Source organism: Collinsella aerofaciens, assembly GCF_964283865.1.
Lineage (GTDB): Bacteria > Actinomycetota > Coriobacteriia > Coriobacteriales > Coriobacteriaceae > Collinsella.
Window position 1 is genome coordinate 62,112 of record NZ_CAXYLS010000005.1, and the last position, 26,033, is coordinate 88,144.

Annotated in this window: 23 protein-coding genes and 1 riboswitch; of the genes, 15 read left to right on the forward strand and 8 right to left on the reverse strand. The window is 59.8% G+C overall.

Annotated features, from left to right (window positions below; genetic code table 11):
• Positions 1-64 precede the first annotated feature (64 nt).
• Complete coding sequence (locus ACRX4W_RS04885; protein ID WP_117840581.1) at positions 65-2,311, forward strand: KUP/HAK/KT family potassium transporter; 2,247 nt, start codon at positions 65-67, stop codon at positions 2,309-2,311.
• A gap of 81 nt (positions 2,312-2,392) precedes the next feature.
• Here the strand turns inward: ACRX4W_RS04885 and bsh are convergent, their stop codons facing one another.
• Together bsh and ACRX4W_RS04895 are read right to left on the reverse strand one after the other, a co-directional pair.
• A complete protein-coding gene (bsh, locus tag ACRX4W_RS04890) occupies positions 2,393-3,358 on the reverse strand; it encodes a choloylglycine hydrolase (RefSeq protein WP_432299438.1) in 966 nt (321 codons plus the stop codon).
• Positions 3,359-3,489: 131 nt separating this feature from the next.
• Entirely contained in the window at positions 3,490-3,909 is a 420-nt protein-coding gene (locus ACRX4W_RS04895; protein WP_117563534.1) for a peptide deformylase, read from the reverse strand.
• 193 nt (positions 3,910-4,102) lie between these two features.
• On the opposite strand from ACRX4W_RS04895, the gene ACRX4W_RS04900 reads away from it, so the two are divergent.
• From ACRX4W_RS04900 to ACRX4W_RS04910, 3 genes are all read left to right on the forward strand, one after another.
• A complete protein-coding gene (locus ACRX4W_RS04900) occupies positions 4,103-5,416 on the forward strand; it encodes an NCS2 family permease (RefSeq protein ID WP_118226464.1) in 1,314 nt (437 codons plus the stop codon).
• A gap of 207 nt (positions 5,417-5,623) precedes the next feature.
• The gene (locus tag ACRX4W_RS04905) at positions 5,624-7,408 is read left to right on the forward strand and encodes a hypothetical protein (protein ID WP_432299441.1); all 1,785 of its coding nucleotides are present in this window, start codon (positions 5,624-5,626) and stop codon (positions 7,406-7,408) included.
• A 271-nt stretch (positions 7,409-7,679) separates the two neighbouring features.
• Positions 7,680-8,390: a hypothetical protein gene (locus ACRX4W_RS04910; RefSeq protein ID WP_432299442.1), complete on the forward strand. Its 711-nt coding sequence runs from the start codon at positions 7,680-7,682 to the stop codon at positions 8,388-8,390.
• Between the two features lie 26 nt (positions 8,391-8,416).
• Here the strand turns inward: ACRX4W_RS04910 and ACRX4W_RS04915 are convergent, their stop codons facing one another.
• Positions 8,417-8,605, reverse strand: coding sequence for a hypothetical protein (locus tag ACRX4W_RS04915; RefSeq protein WP_432299444.1), 189 nt, complete (start codon positions 8,603-8,605; stop codon positions 8,417-8,419).
• A 6-nt stretch (positions 8,606-8,611) separates the two neighbouring features.
• On the opposite strand from ACRX4W_RS04915, the gene ACRX4W_RS04920 reads away from it, so the two are divergent.
• Both ACRX4W_RS04920 and ACRX4W_RS04925 read left to right on the forward strand, forming a co-directional pair.
• Positions 8,612-9,433, forward strand: a complete 822-nt coding sequence (locus ACRX4W_RS04920) for a hypothetical protein (RefSeq protein WP_432299446.1) — start codon at positions 8,612-8,614, stop codon at positions 9,431-9,433.
• Between the two features lie 207 nt (positions 9,434-9,640).
• Entirely contained in the window at positions 9,641-10,306 is a 666-nt protein-coding gene (locus ACRX4W_RS04925; RefSeq protein ID WP_117655640.1) for an alpha/beta hydrolase, read from the forward strand.
• A 61-nt stretch (positions 10,307-10,367) separates the two neighbouring features.
• Here ACRX4W_RS04925 and ACRX4W_RS04930 read toward each other — a convergent pair whose 3' ends face one another.
• From ACRX4W_RS04930 to ACRX4W_RS04945, 4 genes are all read right to left on the reverse strand, one after another.
• Entirely contained in the window at positions 10,368-11,702 is a 1,335-nt protein-coding gene (locus ACRX4W_RS04930) for a uracil-xanthine permease family protein (RefSeq protein WP_432299448.1), read from the reverse strand.
• A 122-nt stretch (positions 11,703-11,824) separates the two neighbouring features.
• On the reverse strand, positions 11,825-12,958 hold the full coding sequence (locus ACRX4W_RS04935; protein WP_233502663.1) for a 5-methyltetrahydropteroyltriglutamate--homocysteine S-methyltransferase: 1,134 nt from the start codon (positions 12,956-12,958) through the stop codon (positions 11,825-11,827).
• Positions 12,959-13,113: 155 nt separating this feature from the next.
• Entirely contained in the window at positions 13,114-14,010 is an 897-nt protein-coding gene (locus ACRX4W_RS04940) for a LysR family transcriptional regulator (RefSeq protein ID WP_117563541.1), read from the reverse strand.
• Between the two features lie 10 nt (positions 14,011-14,020).
• Positions 14,021-14,929: an HAD-IIB family hydrolase gene (locus ACRX4W_RS04945; RefSeq protein WP_158549063.1), complete on the reverse strand. Its 909-nt coding sequence runs from the start codon at positions 14,927-14,929 to the stop codon at positions 14,021-14,023.
• Between the two features lie 163 nt (positions 14,930-15,092).
• Positions 15,093-15,203: riboswitch (TPP riboswitch) on the forward strand.
• Positions 15,204-15,254: 51 nt separating this feature from the next.
• Between ACRX4W_RS04945 and thiM the strand changes: the two genes are divergently transcribed.
• From thiM to ACRX4W_RS04960, 3 genes are read left to right on the forward strand one after another with little or no spacing between them, the layout of a single operon-like run.
• Complete coding sequence (gene thiM, locus ACRX4W_RS04950; RefSeq protein ID WP_432299451.1) at positions 15,255-16,094, forward strand: hydroxyethylthiazole kinase; 840 nt, start codon at positions 15,255-15,257, stop codon at positions 16,092-16,094.
• Between the two features lie 3 nt (positions 16,095-16,097).
• The gene (locus ACRX4W_RS04955; RefSeq protein WP_432299453.1) at positions 16,098-16,439 is read left to right on the forward strand and encodes a thiamine-binding protein; all 342 of its coding nucleotides are present in this window, start codon (positions 16,098-16,100) and stop codon (positions 16,437-16,439) included.
• Positions 16,436-17,131: a thiamine phosphate synthase gene (locus ACRX4W_RS04960; RefSeq protein WP_006234517.1), complete on the forward strand. Its 696-nt coding sequence runs from the start codon at positions 16,436-16,438 to the stop codon at positions 17,129-17,131. The genes ACRX4W_RS04955 and ACRX4W_RS04960 overlap by 4 nt, the downstream gene beginning before the upstream one ends.
• 101 nt (positions 17,132-17,232) lie before the next feature.
• On the opposite strand, the gene ACRX4W_RS04965 is transcribed toward ACRX4W_RS04960, so the two are convergent.
• A complete protein-coding gene (locus ACRX4W_RS04965) occupies positions 17,233-18,102 on the reverse strand; it encodes a patatin-like phospholipase family protein (protein ID WP_432299455.1) in 870 nt (289 codons plus the stop codon).
• Positions 18,103-18,421: 319 nt separating this feature from the next.
• Between ACRX4W_RS04965 and ACRX4W_RS04970 the strand changes: the two genes are divergently transcribed.
• From ACRX4W_RS04970 to ACRX4W_RS04995, 6 genes are all read left to right on the forward strand, one after another.
• Positions 18,422-21,139, forward strand: a complete 2,718-nt coding sequence (locus ACRX4W_RS04970; protein ID WP_432299456.1) for a bifunctional diguanylate cyclase/phosphodiesterase — start codon at positions 18,422-18,424, stop codon at positions 21,137-21,139.
• A gap of 126 nt (positions 21,140-21,265) precedes the next feature.
• Positions 21,266-22,798, forward strand: a complete 1,533-nt coding sequence (locus ACRX4W_RS04975; protein WP_432299457.1) for a diguanylate cyclase domain-containing protein — start codon at positions 21,266-21,268, stop codon at positions 22,796-22,798.
• A gap of 111 nt (positions 22,799-22,909) precedes the next feature.
• Positions 22,910-23,533 (forward strand): flavodoxin family protein, encoded by a 624-nt coding sequence (locus tag ACRX4W_RS04980; RefSeq protein WP_432299458.1) that lies wholly within the window; start codon positions 22,910-22,912, stop codon positions 23,531-23,533.
• A gap of 184 nt (positions 23,534-23,717) precedes the next feature.
• Positions 23,718-24,059 (forward strand): arsenate reductase family protein, encoded by a 342-nt coding sequence (locus ACRX4W_RS04985; RefSeq protein ID WP_022093957.1) that lies wholly within the window; start codon positions 23,718-23,720, stop codon positions 24,057-24,059.
• Between the two features lie 86 nt (positions 24,060-24,145).
• Positions 24,146-25,276 carry a GTP-binding protein gene (locus tag ACRX4W_RS04990; RefSeq protein ID WP_432299460.1) on the forward strand — a complete coding sequence of 377 codons (1,131 nt, stop codon included), beginning with the start codon at positions 24,146-24,148 and terminating at the stop codon, positions 25,274-25,276.
• Positions 25,277-25,375: 99 nt separating this feature from the next.
• Positions 25,376-25,975, forward strand: a complete 600-nt coding sequence (locus ACRX4W_RS04995; RefSeq protein ID WP_432299462.1) for a tRNA (cytidine(34)-2'-O)-methyltransferase — start codon at positions 25,376-25,378, stop codon at positions 25,973-25,975.
• The last annotated feature ends 58 nt before the right edge of the window (positions 25,976-26,033 follow it).

Below are 26,033 nucleotides of genomic sequence, written 5' to 3' on the forward strand. Positions count from 1 at the left end.
GTGCCAAACTGCTCTTGTATGTATAAAGACGGCATAAAGTTTTTTGTCCTAGACAGATAACCGGATGTCTAAGGGAGTCCTCGTGGCACACAACAAACTGGAGGCAAACCTCCAAGACCAGCGCGGGCAAGGCGGGCACGGAGCCATCCCCCTCTCCGCTGGCATGCTGCTCGTAACGCTCGGCGTCGTCTATGGCGACATCGGCACGAGCCCCATGTACACCATGAAATCAATCGTCGCCAACAACGGCGGCATCGGTACCGTCAGCGAGGACATGATCCTGGGCGCGCTTTCGCTCGTCATCTGGACCATGACGCTCGTGACCACGGTCAAGTACGTGGTAATCGCCATGAAGGCCGACAACCACAACGAAGGCGGCATCTTCGCCCTGTTCAGCCTCGTACGCAAGGTGGCACCATGGCTGATTCTGCCCGCCATGATCGGCGGTGCGGCACTGCTTGCCGACGGCATCCTCACCCCCGCCGTCACGGTCACCACAGCCATCGAGGGTCTGCGCACCATCGAATGGGGCCATGCGCTGCTGGGCGACGGGCAGACCAACGTCATCATCATCACCATCATCATTATCTGCGGCCTATTTGCCATGCAGCGCGCCGGCACCTCGTCAATCGGCAAGCTGTTCGGCCCGCTCATGACGCTGTGGTTCCTGTTCCTGGCAGGCGCCGGTCTGTTCAACATGCTCGGCAACCTGTCCATCTTGCGCGCGCTCAACCCCATCCGCGGCATTATGTTCCTGTTCTCGCCCATCAACCATTCGGGCATTATGGTGCTCGGCTTTGTCTTCCTGTCGACAACCGGTGCCGAGGCACTCTACTCGGACATGGGCCACGTGGGCAAGGCAAACATCTATGCATCCTGGCCATTTGTTAAGGCGGCCCTTATCCTCAACTATCTGGGTCAGGGAGCTTGGCTACTCGCCAATAACTCCAACCCCCAGATGCTCGCGATGGATATCGTCAACCCGTTCTATATGATGCTCCCCGAGCCCCTGCGCCCCTTTGCCATCGTGCTTTCGGCCGTGGCGGCCATCATCGCCTCACAGGCGCTCATCACCGGCTCGTTCTCGCTGGTATCCGAGGCAACGCGCCTCAACCTTATGCCGCACCTGCGCATCCACTACCCCAGCGACACCAAGGGCCAGCTCTATATTCCACTCGTCAATAACATCATGTGGGTCGGCTGCATCTTCATCGTGCTGCTGTTCCAAAACTCCGAGCGCATGGAGAGTGCCTACGGCCTCGCCATTACCGTGACCATGCTTATGACCACCACGCTTTTGACGAGCTATATCGCCGGCATTCTCAAGCACAAGCTGGGCGCCTGCGTCTTCGCCCTGCTCTTCGGCGCCATTGAGCTGTGCTTTTTCGCCTCGTGCCTCACCATGTTCTTTGACGGCGGCTATGTGATGATCTTCTTGGCCGCACTGCTGTTTGGCCTTATGTATGTGTGGCGTCGCGGCACCGCCATCGAGCGCACGCAGACGATCCTGCTGCCCGTCTCCAAGTACATCGACCAGCTCAATCGCCTGCGCAATGACGAGACCTATCCCGTGCTCGCCGACAATCTGGTATTTCTCACCAACAGCCCCGACCCGCTCACACTCGACCGCGACGTGCTCTATTCCATCCTGGACAAGCACCCCAAGCGCGCCAAGGCATATTGGTTCATCAACGTGCACGTTACCGACGAACCCTATACGCACGAGTATTCCGTCGAGACCTTTGGCACGGACTTTTTGTTCCGCGTGCGCCTGGACCTGGGCTTTAAGGTCAACCAGCGCGTCAACGCCTATCTGCGTCAGATCGTCGGCGACCTGATGGCATCGGGCGAGCTGCCGCCGCAACATCACACCTACTCCATCTACGAGACGCGCGGCAACGTAGGTGACTTCCGCTTTTGCATGCTGCGCAAGATGCTTGCCCCCGAAACGGACATCAACCGCAATGACCACCGCGTGATGGCCATCAAGTACGCCGTCCGCCGCGCCTGCGGAAGCCCGGCACGCTGGTACGGTCTCGAGAACGCGGCCATCATCATTGAGTACGTACCGCTCTTTGCTCGCATGCGCCCGGCCGTCAAACTTGTGCGCACCCAGGTGCCGCTCGAGGTTCAGATCGAAGAGGCCGAGGAAATGGAGGTCGACATCTTCTCGGACGACTTGGTCAACGGCAACGAGGCCGGCAAGAGCATGAACGTCGATCCCACCGAGCTGCTCGAGAGCGTCGCCGATACGCCCGAACAGCAACTCGACGGACTCGAGAGCAACCAGTTCAACGACGCCAACTTCTAACACGCCACCAGCCATTGGCGACAACGGCCTCGCATCTCATAAGAGGTGCGAGGCCGTTTTATGTCGCAACGAACCAGTGAGCTACGAACGACGCGGCTCGGGAACCACGAGCCTATCGGGGCTCGCGCCCTCGGCATCCATCAGGCTCACGTAGCGAATCGACGGATCCCCATACATCGCGTAGTAATAATTGCCCGTGCGCGCGCTAAAGCATCCGGTATAGATAGTCTTCTCGAACTTGCCATCGCCCATCCTGGACGCTCCCTCGATCATCACCACGCCCTCGAGCGAGCGGAACATGCGAACGACGTTTTCGGTCTCGCTCTCCTTTTGCGGGTAATTGGCATTGAGGTACGCCGCCTTTACAAAACGGCTCGGCGAATAGCAATCGCCCGGAATGCCGCGCATGCCGGCACCGGCTCCATAGGGCTTAAGCTCGGCGCCACGCCATGTCGCCGTCTGCGGAAAATCGCTTGTGGCGGTGATATAGGTGCGCAGGTTTTCCATGTGCCACGGGAAGGTCGGCTGGTTGGCAAGGGTGTCGACCGGATCGTCGTATACATGCAGGCCGTCAGCCATCATCTCGACCACGATGCTGCGCTGGCTGTCGCCGATAATCCAATGGAGCAGCGACACGCCCAGCCCCTCTCCGGCAGATTTGGCGACAATCACCGTGTCGCGCAGCGCGGCCTCGACCTCATCGACCGTCGAGAACGTCGCTGCCACCCACAGGGGAAACTCATAGGCCGCGATATTGTTCTTGCCGTCGACAGGGCCCTCGGCATACTCGGCATAGCCGGGAAAGTTGAGCCCCGCCACAGCCAGACCCGCATCGTTACCACAGTCGAAAAACATGGGATAGTTCTTGTAATCGATGCACATGCCGATTACCGCGTGTGCCGCCGACGCATCGTCGATAAACGAATACGGAATGTGGAACCCGCACGGCATCACGCGAACCTGTTGGCCGTAGTCAAAGCTCCAGTCGAGGTTGCGGCCCAGATACATGTGGCCAGAATTATCGGTAAATCGAATGCTCGTGCACATAGCGCCTCCTAGCTTTACGGTCCTGCTAAGGTTATTGTCACCAAACAAAAAGGCGCTAAACACAAAAGCCCGGACATGACAACAATGTCACGCCCGGACCAAAAGAGACGAAGTGCGGTGCTTTGGTCCCCTTAGACCAACTTTCCAAGACAGTGGTCGATCATATGCTGGACCATCTGCGCCTCGAAGCCCACAAAGTCCTGCTTGCGCTCGCGCATCTTGCCATCGACGATCTGGTCAAAGGCAACCTTGCACTTGATATAGCGCGTGGACTTGGTGACCTCCTCGTGCGTCAGGCAGCTCTCCTCCATCTTGCTGGCGCCCAGGCCAAACACCAGACGGGGGTTGTAGAGCACGTGGGGCTCGCCGGCGTCGTCCAGGTAGACGCAGACCTTCTTGGTAACGCCGATCTGGTTGGCGGCCAAGCAGCCGGCATCATCGAGCGACTTGATGGTATCGATCAGGTCCTGAGCAACCGACTCGTCCTCGACGGTCGCAACCTCGCAACGCTGGGACAGGATAGCCTCGTCGTGGCAAAGCTCTTTAATCATACGTTCCTCCATAGGGGTCGTTGTAACCGCTTAAGTATACGGTACCCACACATTTTCATGCGATAAATACCGTCCGTCTGTTACAAAGCGCCGAACATCAACATGCGAGGAACAGCAAGGTTGTAAAGGCGATATAGTAAATGAGTTCGTGTCAATCGGCCTAAACTCGGGGCCGAACAAGGAAAGGGTATGCATGGACGAACTTTTTCACGTCAGTGAGCGCAAGTCCACAATCGGGACCGAACTTCGCGCTGGACTGACAACATTCCTGGCGATGGCCTACATCATCGCCGTCAACCCCGCAGTGCTCTCGGGCGCCGGCATCGATGCGGGAGCGCTCGCCTGCGCCACTTGCCTGGGCGCCGGCATCATGACCATCTGCATGGGCATCTTCGCCAACCGTCCGCTCGCATGCGCGTCGGGCCTGGGCATCAACGCCATGATTGCGGGCATCACCACCACCATGTGCGGCGGTGACTGGCACGTGGCCATGAGCGTCATCTTCCTCGAGGGTGTCGTCATCTTGCTGCTCGTCCTTTGCGGCCTGCGCGAGGCCATTATGGACGCCATCCCCGTGGTTCTGCGCCACGCTATCTCGGTGGGCCTGGGTCTGTTCATCGCCATGATCGGCCTGTGCGACGCCGGCATTATCACCGCTGGCGCCGGTACACTCGTCGGTCTGGGCGACATCACCTCCCCCACCTTTATCGTCGGCATCATCTCCATCGTCGTGACGGTTGCCCTGGCCTCCCGCAACGTGCCGGGCTCGCTGCTCATCGGTATCATCGTCGCCGTTATCGCCGGCATCCCGCTGGGCGTCACCCATGCGCCCGAGGGCCTCATCGCACCGCTCGACTTCTCGACCTTCGGCGCCCCGTTTGCCAGCACTGCCGACGGCAACCTTGCCATCGTGAAGGTCCTGACCGACCCGATGCTGCTCGTCGTTGCCTTCTCGCTGCTCATGAGCGACTTCTTCGACACCATGGGCACCGCGATGGCCGTCGCCAAGCAGGGCGAGTTCTTGACCGAGGACGGCAATGTCGAGGACATCCGTCCCATCCTGGTCGTCGACTCCGTGGCCGCTGCTGCCGGTGGCTTTATGGGCGTCTCCTCCATCACCACCTTCGTCGAGTCCACCTCTGGCGCTGCCGACGGTGGCCGCACGGGCCTCACCTCCGTCACCACCGGCGTGCTGTTCATTCTCGCCGCGTTCTTCTCCCCCATCGTCACCATCGTTTCCAGCGCCGCCACCTGCGGTGCTCTGGTCTACGTCGGTTACCTCATGATGAGCGAGGCCTCCGAGATCGACTGGTCCGACGTGTCGCAGGGTTTCCCGGCGTTCATGATTGTCGCCGGCGTGCCCTTCACCTACTCCATCTCTGCCGGCATTGGCCTGGGCTTTATCGCCTACGTGATCGTCGCGCTCTTTAAGGGCGAGGCCTCCAAGATCAAGCCGCTCATGTGGATCGCAGCCCTCGCCTTCCTCGTCTACTTCTTTGTAGCGTAGGCGCAAGATTCGCAATACCAAACAGCAAAGCGCGGAGTCGCATCGAGCGGCTCCGCGCTTTGCTTTTAAAGCCAGGCGCCACACGGACGCGCGATGTATTGCTTCGCAAGTTTTGGACGTTTTGCTCTCCAAACGGCACTACCGCCGGCTACATCCTGCAGATATGCTGGGCGTAATCGCATAGGCCCTATGAGGATGGGAGTAACCATGGCCGCCTTGTTCACGACCCCCAAGCGCAATGACAAAACCTCTGGAGCCCATTTTGTCGAGCCCGACGTGCGCCGTCGCACGCTGCTCGCACACGGCAGCTGGCGCCGCGTGACACGCCGCATCGTTGTAGGCGCCGTATGCGCGCTCACGGTAAGTTCGCTGCTCATGCCGAGCGTCTCGCTCGCGGCCGAGTGGGTGGACGTCGGCGGCACCCAATACAACGCCGGCACCGCGGCGGGCGACGCCGCCGGCACCTGGAGCTGGGACGGCGCCGACGACATGAAGCTCATCAACTATAACGGCGGTGAGATCAAGGCTGCAGGCAAGCTCAACATTGTCTATGAGGGCAAGAACACCGTGAAAACCGAGCCTGATTACACCGGAGCCGCCATCAAGGCGCAGGACGGCACTAGCCAGAAAGCAGAGTTGAACATAACGAGCTCGAATAGCACGGATGAGCTCAATGTGACAGCCGAGGCCGATGCAATTAAATCAACAGGCGACCTCTCCATTTCTTGCCCAGGCACTGTGAACACCACAAGCACTGCTTCCGACGGAATTGAGGCAAAGGGCGATCTCTCTATCACGGGCTCGGGCACCGTGAATGCAACGGGCGGTACCGAAGGCATCCAATCCAAGGGCAAGACCACCATCGATTCCTCTGGCACAGTGATCGCTAAAGGAGGCGAAGGTTACGGCGTCGCCGCGGGCAGTGACCTGATCATCAAAGGCGGTGGCAAGGTAGAAGCAAGCTCGATAGAAGAAGCGGCGATTTGGGCTGACGGCAACATCGACATCTCGGGCGGCAGCCAGGTCAAGGCAAGCTCCCAGGGAGATCTTGCCGTCGACGCTGAGGGTAGTCTCGCGGTCACGAACGCCTCCCTTGACGCAAGCGGTGTTGAATATGGTGTCTATGCCTACAAGGGCGTTACGCTCGATCATGCGACCGTGACGGTCCGCACAAGCGCGAGCGGCGGCCAGGCCATCGCCCTCATCACTGATGGGGACGACATCGTCATCAAGAATGGTTCCATCGTGGACGCGTTCGCAGAAGGCAAATTCTCGGTTGCAATCTCTACCAGAAACCACCAGCCAAACGTCGCTGGCGGCCACATCTACATCAGCGACTCCGTTGTTAAGGCTATAGCCCGCTATGTCGAGACCGGTGGCGATGGCCCCGATCACTACAGCAACGACCAAAGCGGCGAGGTCATCCCTGAGCCTAGGGGTCTGAACATCGGTATCTTCGCCCAGACCTACGAGGGCATCACGCCCGCGAGTATCTCGATCGTCCGCAGCAAGCTCACGGCCGAGGGAGACACGGCGGCAATCTTCGCTCTTGCCATAAGCGAGGATGGCAAGGCGATCGGCACCATCGAGATCGAAGGAGCCACCATCCAGACGCCTGAAGGCGGCAAGGTCATTGACTATCGCAACAAGGAAGAACTCAGCGGCGGCATCCTCTGCGAGGCGGGTCAAACCATCGGCACGGGCGACGACGTGATCGACTCTCCCTATGACGCCGCTGTCGCCAAGAGCACGCTCACCGTACCTCCCGAGAAGATCAAACCCGAGGAAAAGTCCGGCGAGACCAAGCCCGAGGGTTCCAAGCCCGAGGGCGCAAAGACGACCAAGACCGTTGCAGTTGCAGCCACGGGAGCCAAGATCGCCGGCAAACTCGCAGCAACCGGCGACACCTCGAGCGCGGCCATCATAGCGACCGCCCTTGCAGGAACGGCCACCATCGTCACAGGCGCCCTGGCGAGTCGCAAACGCTCGTAAACACTTTTTCGCACAGGACGGGTGCATCGCGGCCCTTGCCTTCCTCGTCTACTTCTTCGTAGCGTAAGGGCAAGGCTACAAAAGCTGAACAATAAAGCGCGGAGTCGCCATGCGGCCCCGCGCTTTTCTTTTAGCGCCGGTCCCTGCACCGGCGTGCGGCCTATTTCTCCCCCATTTTGGCCATTTTGCCCTCCATACGGCACTACCGCCGGCAACATCCAGCAGATACGCTGAATCTAGTCGTATAGGCCCTATGAGAACGGGAGCAACCATGGCAGCCTTGTTCACGACCCCCAAACGCAATGACACTACCGCCGGAACCCATGTTGCCGAACCCGACGTTCGCCGTCGCATAGGACTCGCGCACGGCAGCTGGCGCCGCGTGACGCGCCGCATCGTCGTGGGAGCCGTATGCGCGCTCACGGTAAGCTCGCTGCTCATGCCGAGCGTCTCGCTCGCAGCGGAATGGGTCAAGGTCGGCGGCAACAAGTACAACACCGCGGCGAGCGACGAGGCCGGTACCTGGTCGTGGGACGGCGCCGACGACTTGAAGCTCAGCAACTATAACGGCGGCGAGATCCAGGCCGCAGGCAAGCTCAACGTGAATTACTCGGGAACCAACATCGTCACTGCCGAATGGATCGAAAGCATCAACGTTTCTCATGGCACTAACGAGAATGCCGAGCTCAATATCCAAGGCGACGAGGGCGGCACGCTCAGCGTGACATCTACTGAGGACGCTATCCTCTCCACGGGTAATATCAAAATCGACGGAGCCGGATCCGTCAACGCCACGAGCACTGGGTTTGATGCCATCAATGCCGGGGTGATCTCGCTATCAAAGGTTCGGGCAACGTCAACGCCACGGGCGCATCGGATGGCATCAGGGCAAACGGCAATATCACGATTGACGACAGCGGAGCCGTCACCGCCAGGGCTACCAAGGACAAGGGTATTGGAACCGACAAGAACCTCACCATAAAGGGTGGCGGGGCAGTCGAGGCAAGCTCAGCCGATGGTGAGGCCCTTTGGAGCGGCGGCAATATCAACATCTCGGACGGCAGCCAGGTCAAGGCAAGCTCCGAGAAAGACGCTGCCATCGAGGCCAAGGGCAGCCTCGCAGCCACAAACGCCTCCCTCAACGTAAACGGTGTTGAATATGGCGTCTATGCCCACAAGGGCATCACCCTCGATCATGCAAACGTGACGGTCCGTGCAAGTAAAGGCAGATACGGTGGCGCCATCGCCCTCTTCACCTACCAGGACGACATCGTCGTCAAGAACGGCTCCACCGTGGACGCGTTTGCGGAAGGCGAGGTTTCGGCTGCATTCTCCACCAGAAACGATCGACCCAACGAGAAGGGTGGCCACATCTACATCAGCGACTCCGTTGTCAAGGCCATAGCCCGCTATGTCGAGAACGGCGACGGCCCCATCCCCTACAGCGAAAACCAAGATGGCGAGACGAGGCGCGAACCCCAAGGCGAGAACATCGGCATCATCGCCCAGACCAGCGAGGGCGTCACACCCGCAGTCATCTCGATCATCCGCAGCAAGGTAACGGTCGAAGGAGATACAGCGGCAATCTTTGCCCGTGCCATGAGCGCTGACGGCAAGACAATCGGCACCATCAAGATTGAGAACGCCGCCATCCAGACGCCCGAAGGCGGCAAGGTCATTGACTATCGCAAGCTCCGTGACGGCATCTACGAGGCAGGCCAAGCCATCGGCACGGGCGACGCCACGGTCGACTCCCTCTATATCAAAGCAGTCGCCAAAAGCACGACCATCGCACCTCCCGAGGTAGCCAAGCCGGAAGACCCCAAGCCCGACGAGACCAAGCAGAACCCCAAGCCTGAGGGCTCAAAGCCGACCAAGGCCGTTGCGGCTTCAACCACGAAAGCCAAGACTACCGGCGTGCTCGCGGCAACCGGCGACACCTCGGGTGCGGCCATCGTGGCAACCGTCCTTGCGGGAACAGCCGCTATCGCCGCAGGCACCATGGCGAGCCGTAAGCGCTCTTAGACGCCTCTGCGCACATGGCAGCTCCCGCGAAGGCCCCGAGCCCCAGCACCGTTTAACAACGCCACCGCCGAGCTCCCCTCCGGCGGTGGCGTTTTCCATATGCGTCCGCAGGGGATGCACGAGATTGTCTTTGGTCTAGCCCAACCGGCATACGCTGGCGTGCGACAATTGGGGCTGCCGATATCACAACACTGAGAGAAGCCCGTCATGGAAGCGCATCAAAAGCAGATAACCGTTTATTCGAATCATACGGAAAGCGCGCCTGTCATCTACCTTCCTGTGGTCGTGGGCGACGGCAGCGAGGTTTATAAGTGTTGCCGAGAGCTCGACTGTCCGCCATTCGCCCTCGTCACCATTGGCGGGCTCGATTGGAATCGCGAGCTGAGCCCCTGGGCATGCGACGGGACCGTACGCGATGCCGAGCCTTTCGGCGGCCAAGCTGCCGGTTTTCTTGATGAGCTGCTGAATCAGATAATCCCCCAGGTCGAGTCATCGCTTCCTCAGCCGCCCACCTGGCGTGGCATTGCCGGTTACTCGCTCGCGGGCCTCTTCGCACTCTGGTCCCTCTGGCAAACCGACGCATTTGACCGCGCCGCGAGCGCATCGGGGTCGCTATGGTTTCCCGACTTTGTCGATCGCGCCAGCACGGCGCCATTTGCCGGCAGCCCGCAGGCTGTCTATCTGTCGCTCGGTAAAAAGGAGACCAAGACTCCCAACCGCATGATGCGGCACGTACTCGACGATACGCGCGCAATGGAAAAGCTGCTCGGCGAACGTGGTATTCCCACGACGCTGGAGCTCAACCCCGGCAATCACTTTTCCCAGACCGACTTGCGCATGGCCCGCGGCATCCACTGGATACTGACGCATTAAAAATGGTGCCCACGCGCATATACGCATGGGCACCATATCTTGTTTTAGCTGGACGCAGTTGTTACTCAGCAGCCTCCTCAAGCTCGGAGACGTCAAACTCAAAGTCGTTACCCGGCAGGATGGCGTTGAGCACGATGCCCACCAGCGAGCCCACGGCAAGGCCGGAAAGCGAAATCGTCACGCCGCCCAGCTCAAGCACGATGGCGCCGGCGGTGCTGTACGCAATGCCGAGCGAAAGCACGAGCACCAGGGCGGCCACCAGCACGTTGCGGTTGTTTTGGAAATCGACCTGGTTCTCGATGAGGTTGCGGACGCCCACGGCGCTGATCATGCCATAGAGCACGAGCGACACGCCGCCGATTACACACGCCGGCATGGCCGCAATGACAGCCGCGAACTTGGGGCAGAACGAGAGCACAATGGCACAACATGCGGCAATGCGAATCACGCGCGGGTCAAACACACGCGTTAGGGCAAGCACACCGGTATTCTCGCCATAGGTGGTGTTAGCCGGAGCGCCAAAGAGCGATGCGAGAATGGTCGCCAGGCCGTCGCCAAGCAGCGTGCGATGCAGGCCAGGATCGGCGATGTAGTTACGCTCGCAAGTGGAGCCGATAGCCGAGATGTCACCGATATGCTCGATCATGGTCGCAAAGGCCAGCGGCATAATGGTGATGATGGCCGTCGCGGCAAGACCGCTATCGAACTGCGGGCCAAAGAGCGCAAACACGGTGTTATCCCACACGACGGGCAAGCCAACCCAGGGAGCGGCTGCGACGCCCGAGAAATCAACCTCGCCGAGCGCAGTCGCAACGGCATAGCTCACCACAACGCCCAGCGGAATCGGCACGATCTTGACCATGCCACGGCCCCAGATGTTGCAGATGACGATCACCGCCACAGCGACAACGGCAACAAGCCAATTGGTCTGGCAGTTGGCGATGGCAGAGCTTGCCAAGATCAGGCCGATGGAAATGACGATGGGGCCAGTCACTACCGGCGGGAAGAAGCGCATAACGCGCTTGGCACCAAACGCGCGAAACAGGGCCGCCAGCACCGGATAGAGCAGGCCGGCACAGGCTACACCTAGGCAGGCGTAGGGCAAAAGCTCGGCCTCGCCGTTGGGCGCGATGGCGGCATAGCCCGCGATAAAGGCAAACGAAGATCCCAAAAACGCTGGCACCTTGCCGCGCGATAGGAAGTGGAAGAGCAGCGTGCCCAGGCCGGCAAACAAAAGGGTCGCCGACACCGAGAGACCGGTGAGCACGGGTACGAGCACCGTGGCACCGAACATCGCGAATAGATGCTGCAGACCGAGTAGGAACATGCGCGGGCGACCGAGCGACGACGCATCGTAGATGGCATCGGCGACGGCGGGCGTCGAGGATTGGGACATGGATGTCCTTTCATAATGGAAGGGCGCTCGGGCATATCGGATTACCTGCCCGAACGATACGATCCGAACCATTGTACGCGATGCATGCCGCTCCGACCACGACGCCCCTGCGAACGGCAGCACTACTTCCAGATGCGCTCGGCGATGCGTTTGACCAGGGCGATCTTTGCCCACTGCTCGTCCTCGGTCAGCTTGTTGCCAATCTCGCAGCTGGCAAAGCCGCACTGGGGAGACAGATACAGGTTCTCGAGCGGCACGTACTTTGCGGCTTCGCGGATGCGCTCGACGATAACATCCTCGTTCTCGAGCTCTGCGGCCTTGGTGGTCACCAAGCCCAGCACGACCTTCTTGCCCGGGGCAACGTAGCTGAGCGGCTCAAAACCGCCGGCGCGCGGCGTATCGAACTCCAGGTAGAATGCGTCGACATCCTCATGTGCGAACAGGTACGGCGCGATGGGGTCATAGCCGCCCTCGAAAGCATAGGTAGAGTGGTAGTTGCCGCGGCACACGTGCGTGTTAATGACGAGGTCGTCGGGCTTGTCCTCGATGGCGGCGTTGTTGAGCGCCACGCCCAGCTCGCTCACCCTTTGCAGGTCAACCGGGCTCATGCCAGTCTTGGACACAAAGTCGGTATCGCAGTAGATGCCCCAGGTGCAGTCATCAAACTGGATGTTGCGGCAGCCCGCGGCATACAGGTCAGCAATCACGGTGCGGTATGCTGCGGCAATGGCATCGACGAGTTCTTCGTCGGTCTTGTAGACGGCGTGCAGACTCTCCTGCTGGCCATCGCAGCGGTCGAGTGTGACTTCGGAGAACGTCTGGATCGGCGCCGGAATGGTCTGGCGCGCGACCTGGCCCTCTCCCTCGAGCGACTTGATAAATTTGAAGTGCTCGACGAACGGATGATTCTCACCGCTAATGGGACCGGTTACCACGGCGGTGTCGGCGGTAGTCTCCTCATCGTGGAACATGTAGCCCGTGCGCGAGGCGCGGCGCTCAATGCCGTTGAGGCCCCACATAAAATCGAGGTGCCAGTAGCTGCGGCGGAACTCGCCATCGGTAATCACCTGCAGGCCGGCAGCCTTCTGCTTGGCCACTAAGTCGCGGATGGCCTCGTCCTCGACGGCCTTAAGGCCGGAAGCGTCGAGTTTACCCGCGACATAGGCGGCACGGGCGTCCTTTACAGCCTGCGGACGAAGAAAACTGCCGACGATATCGGCACGAAACGGCGCGTTCGGTTGAATCGAAGTGCTCATAGATATCTCCCTTTGCATTGGTTGCTTTACTGGGACAGAGTATGAGCGCTCATATGGACATCGTAAAATATGCGTTTATAACAGTTTGATATAGATGCTTCCTATATTAGTTGGGACTGCCATAAAGAGATTTGACCCGTGCAGAACGCAGCAGTCTAGATGTGCTGACGAATCGCTTCGATATAGGCCTGCCCGTAGCGCGTAAGTGTCGTGTTCTTGCGCGTGATGATGCCGATCTCCATGTACTCGTCTACATCGAGCGGAATGGAGATAATGCCGGGGCCGTTAAGTTCATGGCTGATCACGCCCGAACACACCGTGTAACCGTTAAGGCCCATAGCTAGGTTGAACAGCGTCGCACGGTCGCGCACGCGGATATTCTTGCGGCGCTCAAAGGTCGAGGTCAGCTCCTCGGAATAGTAAAACGAGTTGTAGCTGCCCTGCTCATAGGACAGGAACGGGTAGTCTTCCAAGTCCTCGAGCGTCACACTCGAGCGACCCGCCAGCGGATGGTCGGAGCACACAAAGACATGCGGCGTAGCGCAGAAGAGTCCTTCGAATACGAGCTCGTTGGCCGCCAGCATGCGCTCGATGACCTCGCGATTGTGCTCCGACAGATACAGGATGCCGAGCTCGCTTTTCATATGCGCGACGTCCTCGATAATCTCGTGGGTCTGCTCCTCGCGCAGGGTAAAGTCGTAGCGCGCGGCATCGAACTCGCGGATCACATCGACAAATGCATTAACGGCAAAGGAATAATGCTGGCAGCTCACACTAAAGTGCGGCACCTGCTCGGACGTGCCTTTGTACTTGCCCTCGAGCAGGTCGGCCTGGTCGAGCACCTGGCGCGCGTAGCCCAAGAAGGTCTCGCCTTCCTCGGACACAATGACGCCCTTGTTGGTGCGCTCAAAGATGTGTACACCCATCTCGTTTTCGAGATCGCGAATTGACGCGGTAATCGAAGGCTGCGACACAAAGAGCCGGCGCGAGGCCTCGGTGATGCTGCCGCATTCGGCAACTTTGACGACATATCTGAGCTGCTGGAGCTTCATGGCTTTCTCCCTAGACGTTCGTGACGTCGAAACCCGTCGCGTCCATCTGACGCATAAACGACGGCATCTCCCCCGTCGCGGCGCAGGCGGCAATCTGATGCAGAGCCCCGGCAACCGCATCATCTGCCGCAGCGCCGATATGCCAGCGCGCGGCAGCCGTGACGGCCTCGTTGGCATTGGCGACTGCAACGGAATTGGGAACGGCATCGATCATGGGCAAATCGTTATCGGAATCGCCGAATACGGCCACCTCGTCGGGCGTCAGGCCCAAAGCGCGCGCCAGCTCCAGCGCAGCACAGCCCTTGTCCCAGCCGGTCGGAAGAACGTCGAACAGGCGCACGCGGTTGTTGGGAAACACGAGCGAGAGCTCCGGCACCTCGGCGGCAACACGCTCGCGCAGCTCGGCGAGCTCCTCGCGCGAACGGGCACTCCAGATATTCGCCTTGTATACCGGGGCATCGTCAACGACAGGGCGACAGGGAGCCTCTTCGCCCTTGAGCCACGCGTTGCCGCCTGACTCCATGGCGCGACGCACACGCTCGGGATCGCTTGTCACGCAATAGGCGTCGTTGTCCCAAAAGTCATCACCCAGACGGTAGACCTTCAAATAGGTATCGTCGGTCTCTTGCTCCAGGTAGTCGGCCAGGCGCATAAGGGCATCGTTATCAGTTGCGCGCGAGGCAACCGCCTCGCCATCGACAAACATCACCTGGCCGTTGCAAAACGCACCGGTCGAGAAGCACTCGGAGCGATTGCGGAACATCCAGCTCATCGCGGACGGCTGGCGACCCGAAACCGGGCCAAAATGCAGGCCCGCCGCCTGCATGGCATGAATGCCCTCGATGGCGCAGTCGCTGGCGCCATCGTGTCCAGCAGGAATCAGCGTATCGTCCATATCGGTCAGAACAAGTTTGATCATAAGGTCCCCTCGGTCATTCTTTATCCCGTCTATTGTAACGACCTGCCAATAAGGGACAGGTTTATCTTGGCAGGTTTTATCTGGGAAAATGCAGCGCCCCTGTTGCCACCTGCCAAAATAAACCTGTCCCATATTGGCAGGTGCGCTAGTATAGGGAACAACAGATTCGATGCGGGAGTGCCGGCGGTGCAAACCACAAGGCTGAGAGGGCATAGGGCCCAATCCTTTGAACCTGTCAGTTAATGCTGGCGTAGGGAGCATGCCGCCTTTACAGGGGCGCTGTCTATGCACAGCGCCCCTTTTCTATGCCAAGGAGGCATGTGCAGTGATTGATTCGGAACAGCTTAAGCAACATATGGTCAAGGCCGTAGAGGAGATTCGAGCCACCAATCCGATGGCCGGCTCCATCACCAACACGGTGACGATCGACTTTGTCGCCAACGCGCAGCTCGCCGTGGGCGGTTCGGCCGCCATGGTCTATCTGCCCGACGAGGGCGAGGCGCTCGTTGCCGGCGGCGCCGCCATCTATCTCAACATGGGCACGCTCTTCCCCATCTACGAGCAGACGATTCCCCGCGCGGCCAAGGCGGCACACGACGCCGGCAAGCCCTGGGTGCTCGATCCGGTGGGTCTGGGCATCGGTAGCCTGCGCACCCAGCTGGTAAACGAGCTCAAGCAGTACAAGCCCGCCATCGTACGCGGCAACGCCTCCGAGATCATCGCACTCTCCGGCCTGTGGGGTCTTGAGGGCGAGTCGGCCGATCTGAGCCGCGTACGTGGTGTCGATACCACCGACACGGTCGACGCCGCCCGCGATGCCGCCGTGGCGCTCGCTCGCTACACCGGCGGCGCCGTTGTGGTCTCGGGCGAAGTCGACCTGATTACCGACGGCACGACCGTGGCCAAATCCCACGGCGGCAGCCCGCTCATGTCCAAGATTACCGGCTGCGGTTGCTCGCAGGGCGGCGTGCTGGCCGTGTACGCCTGCGCTGCCGATCCGTTTACGGCAGCCGTCTGCGGTACCGCCGTCTACAACGTCGCCGGCACGCGTGCCGCCGCCGTCGCCGATGCCCCGGCAAGCTTTAAGGTCGCCTTTATCGACGAGCTCTACCGCGCAACCGCCCAAGACATCGCCGATAACCGACTCGAGCTCGAGGAGGCATAAGCCATGTCCGAGCCCGCAACCAATGCCGGCATGAACACGCTCGTCGCTGTGGCCATCGCCCCGTGCGGCACCGGCGATGAACTGTCCGCCGAGGTCGCCGAGGTCGTGCGCGTCATTCGCGAGAGCGGCCTTCCCAACCGCACCACCTCGATGTTCACCGAGGTCGAGGGCGACTGGGACGAGGTCATGCAGGTCGTGCGCGACGCGACCTTTGTGTTAGCGAACAAGGGCATCCGAACCGAAGTCGTGCTCAAAGCCGATATTCGACCTGGATTTACCGACACCATGACCGGCAAACTCGAGCGCATGGAAGCGCAGATCAAAAAGCAGGAGGAAGCACGATGAGCATCCGCGACAACCTTGATATCTCGGCCTATCTGGTGCTCGGCCCCGAAAACACCCTCGGACGCCCCGTGGGCGATGTGGTGGCCCAGGCGCTCGACGCCGGCTTTACCTGCATTCAGGTGCGCTCCAAGGTGGCAAGCGCCCGCGAGATCATTGCGCTGACCGGCGACGCCGCGCAGGCAATCGCACAGGCCGGCAAGACCGGTCAGGTCGCCTTGCTGATCGATGACCGCCTTGACTGCGTACTCGCCGCACGCGAGCAGGGCATTGCGGTCGACGGCGTGCACGTGGGCCAGAGCGATATTCCCGTCGAGGTCTGTCGCAAGCTGCTGGGCCCCGACGCCATCGTGGGCCTTTCGGCCCGTTGCGAGGAAATGCTCGAGTACGTCAAGACCGCCGACATGAGTCTGGTCGACTACCTGGGCATCGGCCCGCTCCACGAGACCGAGACCAAGCGCGACTGCGGACGCGCAGCCGATGGCTCCATCATCACCAAGAGCTTTGAGGACCTGGCCGCACTCCACGCGGCAAGCCCCGTGCCCATCGTGGTGGGCGGCGGCGTTAAGACGGCCGACTTGCCGCAGCTTAAGGCAACCGGCGTCGACGGCTTCTTTGTGGTGAGCGCCGTCTGCAGCGCCGACGATCCCTACGCCGCGGCCAAGGAGCTTGTCGACACCTGGCAGCAGGCATAGGCATAGGCCGAACAGCTGATTCGCAGCCTCATATCTTCAGCAATGGAAAGCGCATCCCAGTTTGGGCCTCCATTCCGGGATGCGCTTTCCGTATGCGACCCTTACCCCGCCAGATACGCTTCCAACGCCGGCAAAGTCGCCTCTGCATCGTGGCGGCCGACCTGGTAGATGCGCTCGAGCTCATCCGGTTCGCGGCACAGCGACGGCACCTTCACCGATTCGCTCGGCCGCACCACAAAGATTTCCCCGGCAGCCTCTCGACGTGCCAGGTCATCGAGCGTGGCATTGTAGACCTCATGCCGATGCTCAAGCGCTGCAACAAACTCCGGATAGTGACGGAACACGCGCCGCAGCATGGGCATCACGCTGTTGGGCTGCTTCACAAAGCCCGCCGGCTGCGTGAGTACCACGATATTGCGGTCATACCCCTGCGCAAACAGCCATGCGCTGGGAATAGAATCAGCCACGCCGCCATCCAGATACTTATGCCCGTCTTTAGCAACGGGACGCGTCGCCACAGGAATCGCCGACGATGCCCGGATCCACTCGATATCCCGCTCGTCGCCATAGGGCAGGTCGTGGTAGACGGCCTTGCCCGTCTCGATATCGGTGCACACGCACGTAAACCGCATGGGGCAGGCGCGATACGCCTCCAGGTCGATGGGATCGCGCTCGATGGGCACCTCGTGGTAGGCAAAATCGGCATTGAACATATCGCCGGTTCGCAGCCAGCTGGTCACGCTCGCATAGCGTTTGTCGGCGCAATAGGCCTTGTTATAGCGAATGGCGCGGCCGATCTGGCGCGATTTAAAGTTGTAGCCAAATGCCGCGCCCGCCGAGACGCCCACCATATGGTCGCAGGTCAAACCGTGCTCCATCCAAACGTCGAGCACGCCCGCCGTATACATACCGCGGTAGCCGCCTCCCTCGAGCGCCAGCCCCACCGTGCGCGTCATATTTGACTGTGCCATGCGACCATCTCCGTTCCTGCGTTTTAAAACGGAACAAGTATACCCATCAACAAATATCGTCTCAGTCGCATTTTCATCGAACATCGTCGCGTTACCGTTTGGCGAATAATGGCCGCCCGCAACATGGGCACCCCTGCATAATTCCATACACTTGTTTATACTACTCAGTAGTTATCAGCCGAGAGCACGAACCGACAAATAAACCCAACGACGCAGCAAGGCGGGGGCTTGGAAACACGCAAGGCGTTGAGCAGCAACGCATGTGCACAACGAGCTCGCCCGACGCAATCCGCCCCGACCTCAGAAAGCCGCTTACAGTATGGATAACGCCAGCAATAATACCGAAACGCTCGAAAAGACCATCCGTGACCTTCTGGAGCGTCAGGACGATCTGATCAGGACCGCCTTTACCGACGAGCTCACCGGACTTGGCAACCGCGGCGGCTTTACCCGTTCCTTAGAGGAACTCTGGGAGCAGGAACTGCCCGTGACCATGGCGTTTATCGACATCGATAACCTTAAGCACTGCAACGACATCTTTGGACATGACGAGGGCAACCGCTATATCTTGCAGGTGAGCCTCTATCTCAAACTGTATATGAAGGTGGACGAGGCGGCATTTCGTCTGGGGGGCGACGAGTTCGCCATCCTGTCTACGATTGCGACCGAGGACGACCTTGCCGAACGTCTGGAACACTGCCGAACGGTACTGCTCGAAAACAACGCTTCCAAGATGCCTCACTCGTTTAGCTACGGAGTGGCACACGCCGACCCCGCCCTGGGCGAAGCCCCCAATCGCTTGACGAACGATGCCGATCATCGCATGTACGACTACAAGCTACGTCATGCCGTGCACCTTGATCGACGCAATATCGCACAAGCCCACACCGACGACTTCGAAATAAGCGATCGCATTTTCGACGCCCTTTCGATGCTCAACGAAGGCCGATATTTCTTTATCGAGAACTTGGACAAACATCGAACCCTTTGGTCACAAGGCGCCTTGCGCGATCTTGGTCTTCCTTCGGAGCATATAGACAACTGCCACGATTACTGGAAAACGCGTGTCCATCCCGATGACCTTGAGGCCTATACCAACGACATCGACCAAATCTATGACGGCTCCAAACATCGTCACGTCATGCAGTACCGCGTGCGCAATGCCGCCGGCGATTACATCCTCGGCCGTGCTCGCGGGTTTCGTATCGACGGCGACGGAAATGTCCCCTCGCTCTATGTCGGCGAGCTCGTCAACCACTCGCTTGCCGAGACCGTCGACGCCGCCACGGGTCTCGGAACACAGCGCACGCTGATCAACGCTATCGATGCCTGCCGTCACGACCGTTGCGAGACGGGGCTTATAGCAGTGCGCGTTCGCGGCACGGCAAAGCTCAACGAGCTCTACGGGGCCGAGGCCGTCGACAACATGCTCGCCGAATACGCAGGCCGCATGCTGTCGATTACTCGCGGCAGGAGTCGCGTCTTCCGTTCACGCAACGCCCAGTTCGTCGTGCTTAGCAACAATTTGGATCACGAAGCATTCGAGCAACTGATCCAACATCTCAAAGAGGCCGTTTTCGCTCCCGTTCGAATCGCGGGCGACACTATTACCCCCGTCTGTCTTGTCGTTCCGGCCTTTTACGAGCACCTGACCAATCAAACGGCCGCCGTTTTAGGCGAACTCGACCGTCGCATTCGCACGGCCGGCGGGCTTGTTCCCAACGACAGCCTCCCCATACCCGAGGTGGAGCGCAAAAGCGCCATCGCCGAACGCATCGATCCGCTCACGGGTCTCTATCGACCCAGCGAGTTTATGCGCCGCGCCAACGAATTTCTCGAGACAAGGCGCAACGGCGCCTGGTGTATCGCCACCGTCGATATGGGGCACATGCGACTGTTCAACGAATGGCACGGACAGGCCGAGGGCGACCGCGTACTCGCCGATGTGGGCACGGTTCTCAAGGACATCGAGAATGCCGCCATGGGCGTCGCAGGGTACTGGGGCCAAGACGATTTTTGCGTACTCATCCCCTTTGAACACGACACCGTCCATCAGATCTATAGCCGCATTCGCCAGGCCGTGGCCAAGCATGATGACGGCGTGGGCTTCTGGCCGTCCATGGGCGTCTACCCCATCGACTCCAACGAGGAAATCACCATCGATGCGCAGGCCAAGGCCATGTTTACCAATCGGCGCGCAAAAAACGACTTTAAGGAGCGCATTGCCATTTTCCGCCCCGAGGAATACGAACACGAAATCGCGTTCCACCGCACGCTGACCGAATTCCAGTATGCGCTCTCAAACGGCCGCATTACCTACTACTTGCAGCCCCAGGTCGACATGGAAACCGGCGAGATCGTTGGCGCCGAGGCGCTCACACGCTGGATTGACAAGGATGGCTCCCTCATTTCACCTACCACCTTTATCCCCGCTCTCGAGGAAAGCGGTTTTGTGGTGACGCTCGACAAATATGTTTGGCAGGGCGTCGCCTCGTGGCTGCGTGAGTGCATCGATCGAGGGCTGCGCGTAGTTCCGATCTCGCTCAATGTGTCGCGCGTGGATATCCTTGCCTGCGACGTCGCCGAGCATATGGGGGCGCTTGCCGCCCAATACAACCTACCGCCCGAGCTCATGCGCATTGAGATCACCGAGACGGCTTATACGGGAGAGTCCGAGGCCGTGGATAAGCTGACGGCCGACCTACACACTCGCGGTTTCTCGACCTACATGGACGATTTTGGCACCGGCCAGTCTACGCTCGCGATGCTCAAGAACGTCAACGTCGACGTCATCAAGCTTGATCGCACGTTTGTGCCCACCGACCGCGATCAAAGCCGTAGCGCGCAAATCGTTTCATCAATGCTCGAGATGGCGCAATCGCTCCATCTGCCCGTTGTAATCGAAGGCGTCGAGACAAACGAGCAGGCGAACATGCTGCTCCAAATGGGTGCCCACTACGCTCAGGGCTTCCTCTACTACCGCCCCATGCAGGCAAAGGATTTTGAGGCATTGCTCGATGGCGGTAACAAAAACTGATACGCTCGCGCGCAAAACGATACCGCCGAAGGGGCGCTTGTCCCCATTGGCTAACTTATGCCCCCAATCCAAACCGAATTGGGGATATGATGCAAACCACTGTTGTGCCCAAGGAGGTTATCCATCATGAACGAGTCGTATCGCCTGGGCGAGCAATCGATCATTGCTTATCTTCAGCGACTTGCGAACGGGGTCTCGACCGCCGAGCTCGATGTTGCCGCGCTGCCCACGGAGCTGTGCGCCATCGGCGAGCAGCTACAGAAGACATTTGCCATCCTGCAGCAAGAACGCGAGCTGCTTGAGCGCGGCGCCTATATCGATTCGCTCACCAATCTTGGCAACCGTGCTGGACTCCACCGTTATGCCGAGCTGCTTTGGCACAAAGGCACCCCCTTCACCTGCGCCTATATCGATATCGACCGCCTTAAGCATTGCAACGATAAGTTTGGCCACACCGAGGGTAATCGCTACATCCTGAACATCTGCCGTGCACTCACCGAGACAATGGAGCCCGATGAGTTGCTGTTCCGTATCGGTGGAGACGAATTTGTACTTATATCCCCCACGACAGACGAAGCCGAGCTCGAGCAGCGCCTGGAGCGGACGCGTGCCAATCTTATCGAGGCAACATCGGACGGCAAGGCGCCCATGATCGCCAGCTTTAGTTTTGGCTGCTCGCGCGTCGACCCGCTTGCAGGCGATACGCGTCGCCAGATGACAAAGGACGCCGACCGCAAAATGTATCGCTACAAGCTCATGTACCGTGTGCAACAACCGGAAGAAGGCGATGCGCCGCAACGCCCGGTCACCGAACAACCCCCCCCCTGCAACGACCGAGTGTTCCAAGCGATCTCCATGAGCTCCGAGACACGCTATCCGTTCATCATTAACCTCGACACCGGCGAATCGCAATGGTCGGTTAATGCCGTGCGCGATTTTGACCTACCCTCCCAGCATCCCTACAACTCGCTCGATATATGGCTTGCCCATGTTCACCCCGAGGACCGCGACAACGTACGTGCCGAGCTCGATATGGTGGTAAACGGCACGTGGCACTTCCACTGCATGCAGTATCGCGTCATGAATACCGCCGGAAAATACGCGCTTTGCGACTGCACGGGCTACCGCCTGGACGGCACCGATACCGAGCCCAACATGTATGTGGGCATTGTCGTCAACCGAAGCTTGGCAGATACGACCGATTCCGTGACCGGCCTGGGCGATATCCACGCCCTGGTCAACGCCATTGGCGAAATGCGTCGCGTGGCGCGCAAGGCAGGCTTGATCGCCATTAAAATCGACGATATCGCCCAGGTCAATGCCCGTTATGGCTTTGATGCAGGCGATCGCGTTTTGGCAGAAACTGCCGCCTGCCTCATGGAATGCTCGCGCGGCAAGGGTCGTCTGTTCCGCTCGACGGGGCCGATGTTCGTGGCGCTCTTTGACGAGCTTGATCCCGAAGAGACCGACGCGGTTGCAGACGAAATCGAGCGGTTCTTGGGGTCGCCCGTGCTCCTCGGCTCATTTGAATATCAACCACCCCTTCACGTGGCGACGCTTCATCTGGACGCCGTCGACCGACAGCCCGTTTCTATTTTGAACGAACTTAATGCGCTGATTAAAGAGGCGCCGCAGGTACCGGGCACCAAGCTGGACTAGCGTTATGGGGCGCGATGTGAAACACAGGCCGTTTCGCATCGCGCCCCACGCCATCAGTCCTCTCGTGCGATAATCCTCCGCAGAAGTCACCGACAGCAGAGGGAGTTTGTGATGAAGGTTCTTTTGGTCAATGGCAGCCCCAAGGCAAACGGCAACACGGCCCGCGCACTCGCCGAGGTCGCCGAGCAGCTCAACGCCGAAGGCATCGATGCCGAGATGTTTCAGCTGGGCGCCAAGCCTATTCGCGATTGCATCGGTTGCGGCCAGTGCGGCAAGCTCGATTGCCGTTGCACCTTTGACGACGATGTAGTCAACGAGCTGATTGCCGCTGCCGAGCAGGCAGACGGCTTTGTCTTTGGCTCGCCCGTCTACTATGCGCACCCCAGCGGACGCATCCTCTCGGCACTCGACCGCGCATTCTATGCAGGCAGCAAGGCCTTTGCGCACAAGCCGGGCGCCGCTGTCGCCGTTGCCCGCCGCGGCGGCACGTCGACCACCTTCGACGTGCTCAACAAGTACTTCACCATCAACCAGATGCCCGTGGTAGCATCCACCTACTGGAACAACGTCTTTGGTGCCATGCCGGGCGAGGCCGCCCAGGACGCCGAGGGCCTTGCCACCATGCGAAACATCGGCAAAAACATGGCTTGGCTCCTACGTTGCATCGAGGCGGGAAAGGTCGCCGGCATCGAAGCTCCCGAGGCCGATCGCGCTAGGACCAACTTTATTCGATAAGTCCAGCGGTGGTCACCTCGATGCTCTATCAATGTCAGCGAAAAGCCAGCTGATGAGGCAAGGTGCCTTGAAAGAGGAGGGCGCTGGGCTTTTGCCCGCGCCCGACGATTGAAAGGCAGATTGCCCATCAGATGGCTTTGCAGCGTCGATGTGACCGCCGTTCGTTAGAACGGCGGAACATAATATGAATATTCAGATCTTCGGTACCAAAAAGTCCTTCGATACCAAGAAGGCCCAGCGCTATTTTAAGGAGCGCCGCATTAAGGTGCAGTTTATCGACCTTAAGGAAAAGGAGATGAGCAAGGGCGAGCTCACGAGCGTGATGCAGGCGGTCGGCGGCATCGACAAGCTGCTCAACCCCAAAGCCAAGGACGAGGAGACGCTCGCGCTCATCCAGCACCTCACCCCCAGCCAGCGCTTCGACAAGCTGCTCGAGAACCAGCAGGTTCTGGCAGAACCCATCGTGCGCAACGGCAAAAAGGCCACCGTCGGCTATTGTCCCGACGTATGGGGAGCCTGGGAGTAGCCTGTGTTATTTGCCCGTGCGTGGGCATAAGAGCACGCGTTTGGCATAAGATTCAACTGTAAGCCATATCTAACAAAGGAGGGCACATGCCCAACAAACCCGTGAAGATCATCATGCTTACCGGATACCTCGGTGCCGGCAAGACCACGCTGCTCAACCACATCCTCGCCAACGACGGCGGCATCCGCGCCGCCGTGATCGTCAACGATATCGGCGAGATCAACGTCGACGCTAGCCTTATCGCCGACGGCGGCCTTTCCGAGACCGACGACCTCATCCCGCTCACCAACGGCTGCATCTGCTGCACGCTTTCGGACGACCTGGCCAACCAGCTGCAGGGCATCGCCGATTCGGGCAAGTTCGACTACATCATCATCGAGGCCTCGGGTATTTGCGAGCCTATCCCCATCGCCTACACCATCTCGAGCTTCTGCGACGAGGCCAAGGTGGGCGGCGAGCCCAAGCTCGCGCTCGACAACATCGTGGCCGTGGTCGACTGCGCCCGCATGTACGACGAGTTCAACGGCGGTCGCGACCTGCTGGCCGAGGACATTGACGAGGATGACATCGAGAGCCTGCTCATCCAGCAGATCGAGTTTTGCTCCACGCTGATCCTCAACAAGACCGATACCGTCACGCCCGAGCAGATCGCCGAGCTCAAGGCCATTGTGCGCAGCCTGCAGAAGGATGCCGTGATTGTCGAGGCCCAAAACGGCGAGGTCCCCATGGAGGAGCTGCTCGACACCGACCGCTTCGACTTTATGCGCGCCTACAACTCCGCCGCTTGGATCGAGGCCATGGAGCATCCCGAGGAGCACGACGACCCCGAGGTGCTCGAGTACGACATCGAGACCTTTGTGTACTCGCGCCGCAAGCCGTTTGACCTGCAAAAGTTCACCGATTTTGTCGAGCAGGAGTGGCCCGACGAGGTCATTCGCGTCAAGGGTCCGCTGTGGCAGACCGGCGATCCGGACATGTGCTACATGTTTGAGCAGGCCGGCCACCAGATGCGCCTGATGGAGAACGGTCTGTTTGTCGACTCTGCGCCCGAGGGCGAAAAGCAGAAGATCATCGACGAGAACCCCGAGATCATGCAGATTTGGGACGACGAGACGGGCGACCGCATGACGAGCCTGTGCATCATCGGCCGTCACATGGACAAGGACGCGCTCATCGCCGCCCTCGATGCCTGCCTGACCGACTGGCGCCGCGCCTAGGCTATCGAAGCGGGCGTTTTCCGCCCACGTAACCGCCAAACCACCACGAAGGTGCCTGTCCCCTTCGTGGTGGTTTTTCATTCTGAGCCAAGGAGATTCATGTTCAATATCGTGCTGTATGCGCCCGAGATTCCGGCCAATACGGGCAATATCGGCCGTACCTGCGTGGTTACCGGTACCCGCCTGCATCTGGTGGAGCCGCTGGGGTTTTCGCTCGACGACAAGACGGTACGTCGCGCCGGCCTGGGCTACTGGCAAAACTTGGACGTGATGACCTATGCCGGCTGGGAGGATTTCCTTGCGCGCAACGGCCTCTCCCCTGCCGACGAGCGCCTGCATCTGCTGACCAAAAAGGCACGCCGCACCTATGCGCGGAGTACCTACCGCGATGGCGACTACTTGGTCTTTGGCAGCGAGAGCTCAGGGATTCCCGAGCCACTGCTTGCCGCGGCACCCGAGCGCTGCGAGCGCATCCCGATGCTGCGCGATTGCGACTCACTCGATAACGCCGAGGCTTGGGAGGCCCACGAGGAATCCCTCGGACATACCGAGGACAGCCACGAGGCCATCCTTCGGCAGGATATCTGCGGCAACTTCGTTAACCCCGACGACTACCGCATCAGCGCACTCAACCTCTCCAACAGCGCCGCCATCGTCCTCTACGAGGCCTTGCGGCAGACAGGCTTTCCCGGAATGTGACAAAGGAACTGTCCCTTTGTCACATTGATACACCAAATATCGAGCCATCGCTTTTAAT

Excerpts from the sequence above, each read along its gene's own strand:
- ACRX4W_RS04995 (WP_432299462.1), top strand. The coding sequence starts at position 25,376 with ATGTTCAATATCGTGCTGTATGCGCCCGAGATTCCGGCCAATACGGGC.
- ACRX4W_RS04960 (WP_006234517.1), top strand. The coding sequence starts at position 16,436 with ATGAGCATCCGCGACAACCTTGATATCTCGGCCTATCTGGTGCTCGGC.
- ACRX4W_RS04900 (WP_118226464.1), top strand. The coding sequence starts at position 4,103 with ATGGACGAACTTTTTCACGTCAGTGAGCGCAAGTCCACAATCGGGACC.
- ACRX4W_RS04965 (WP_432299455.1), bottom strand. The coding sequence starts at position 18,102 with ATGGCACAGTCAAATATGACGCGCACGGTGGGGCTGGCGCTCGAGGGA.
- ACRX4W_RS04955 (WP_432299453.1), top strand. The coding sequence starts at position 16,098 with ATGTCCGAGCCCGCAACCAATGCCGGCATGAACACGCTCGTCGCTGTG.
- ACRX4W_RS04915 (WP_432299444.1), bottom strand. The coding sequence starts at position 8,605 with ATGATCGAGGGTGATGCCCTTGTGGGCATAGACGCCATATTCAACACC.
- ACRX4W_RS04975 (WP_432299457.1), top strand. The coding sequence starts at position 21,266 with ATGAACGAGTCGTATCGCCTGGGCGAGCAATCGATCATTGCTTATCTT.
- ACRX4W_RS04910 (WP_432299442.1), top strand. The coding sequence starts at position 7,680 with ATGGCAGCCTTGTTCACGACCCCCAAACGCAATGACACTACCGCCGGA.
- ACRX4W_RS04940 (WP_117563541.1), bottom strand. The coding sequence starts at position 14,010 with ATGAAGCTCCAGCAGCTCAGATATGTCGTCAAAGTTGCCGAATGCGGC.
- ACRX4W_RS04970 (WP_432299456.1), top strand. The coding sequence starts at position 18,422 with ATGGATAACGCCAGCAATAATACCGAAACGCTCGAAAAGACCATCCGT.
- ACRX4W_RS04930 (WP_432299448.1), bottom strand. The coding sequence starts at position 11,702 with ATGTCCCAATCCTCGACGCCCGCCGTCGCCGATGCCATCTACGATGCG.
- ACRX4W_RS04905 (WP_432299441.1), top strand. The coding sequence starts at position 5,624 with ATGGCCGCCTTGTTCACGACCCCCAAGCGCAATGACAAAACCTCTGGA.
- bsh (WP_432299438.1), bottom strand. The coding sequence starts at position 3,358 with ATGTGCACGAGCATTCGATTTACCGATAATTCTGGCCACATGTATCTG.
- ACRX4W_RS04925 (WP_117655640.1), top strand. The coding sequence starts at position 9,641 with ATGGAAGCGCATCAAAAGCAGATAACCGTTTATTCGAATCATACGGAA.
- ACRX4W_RS04980 (WP_432299458.1), top strand. The coding sequence starts at position 22,910 with ATGAAGGTTCTTTTGGTCAATGGCAGCCCCAAGGCAAACGGCAACACG.
- ACRX4W_RS04895 (WP_117563534.1), bottom strand. The coding sequence starts at position 3,909 with ATGATTAAAGAGCTTTGCCACGACGAGGCTATCCTGTCCCAGCGTTGC.
- ACRX4W_RS04990 (WP_432299460.1), top strand. The coding sequence starts at position 24,146 with ATGCCCAACAAACCCGTGAAGATCATCATGCTTACCGGATACCTCGGT.
- ACRX4W_RS04885 (WP_117840581.1), top strand. The coding sequence starts at position 65 with ATGTCTAAGGGAGTCCTCGTGGCACACAACAAACTGGAGGCAAACCTC.
- ACRX4W_RS04945 (WP_158549063.1), bottom strand. The coding sequence starts at position 14,929 with ATGATCAAACTTGTTCTGACCGATATGGACGATACGCTGATTCCTGCT.
- ACRX4W_RS04935 (WP_233502663.1), bottom strand. The coding sequence starts at position 12,958 with ATGAGCACTTCGATTCAACCGAACGCGCCGTTTCGTGCCGATATCGTC.
- ACRX4W_RS04985 (WP_022093957.1), top strand. The coding sequence starts at position 23,718 with ATGAATATTCAGATCTTCGGTACCAAAAAGTCCTTCGATACCAAGAAG.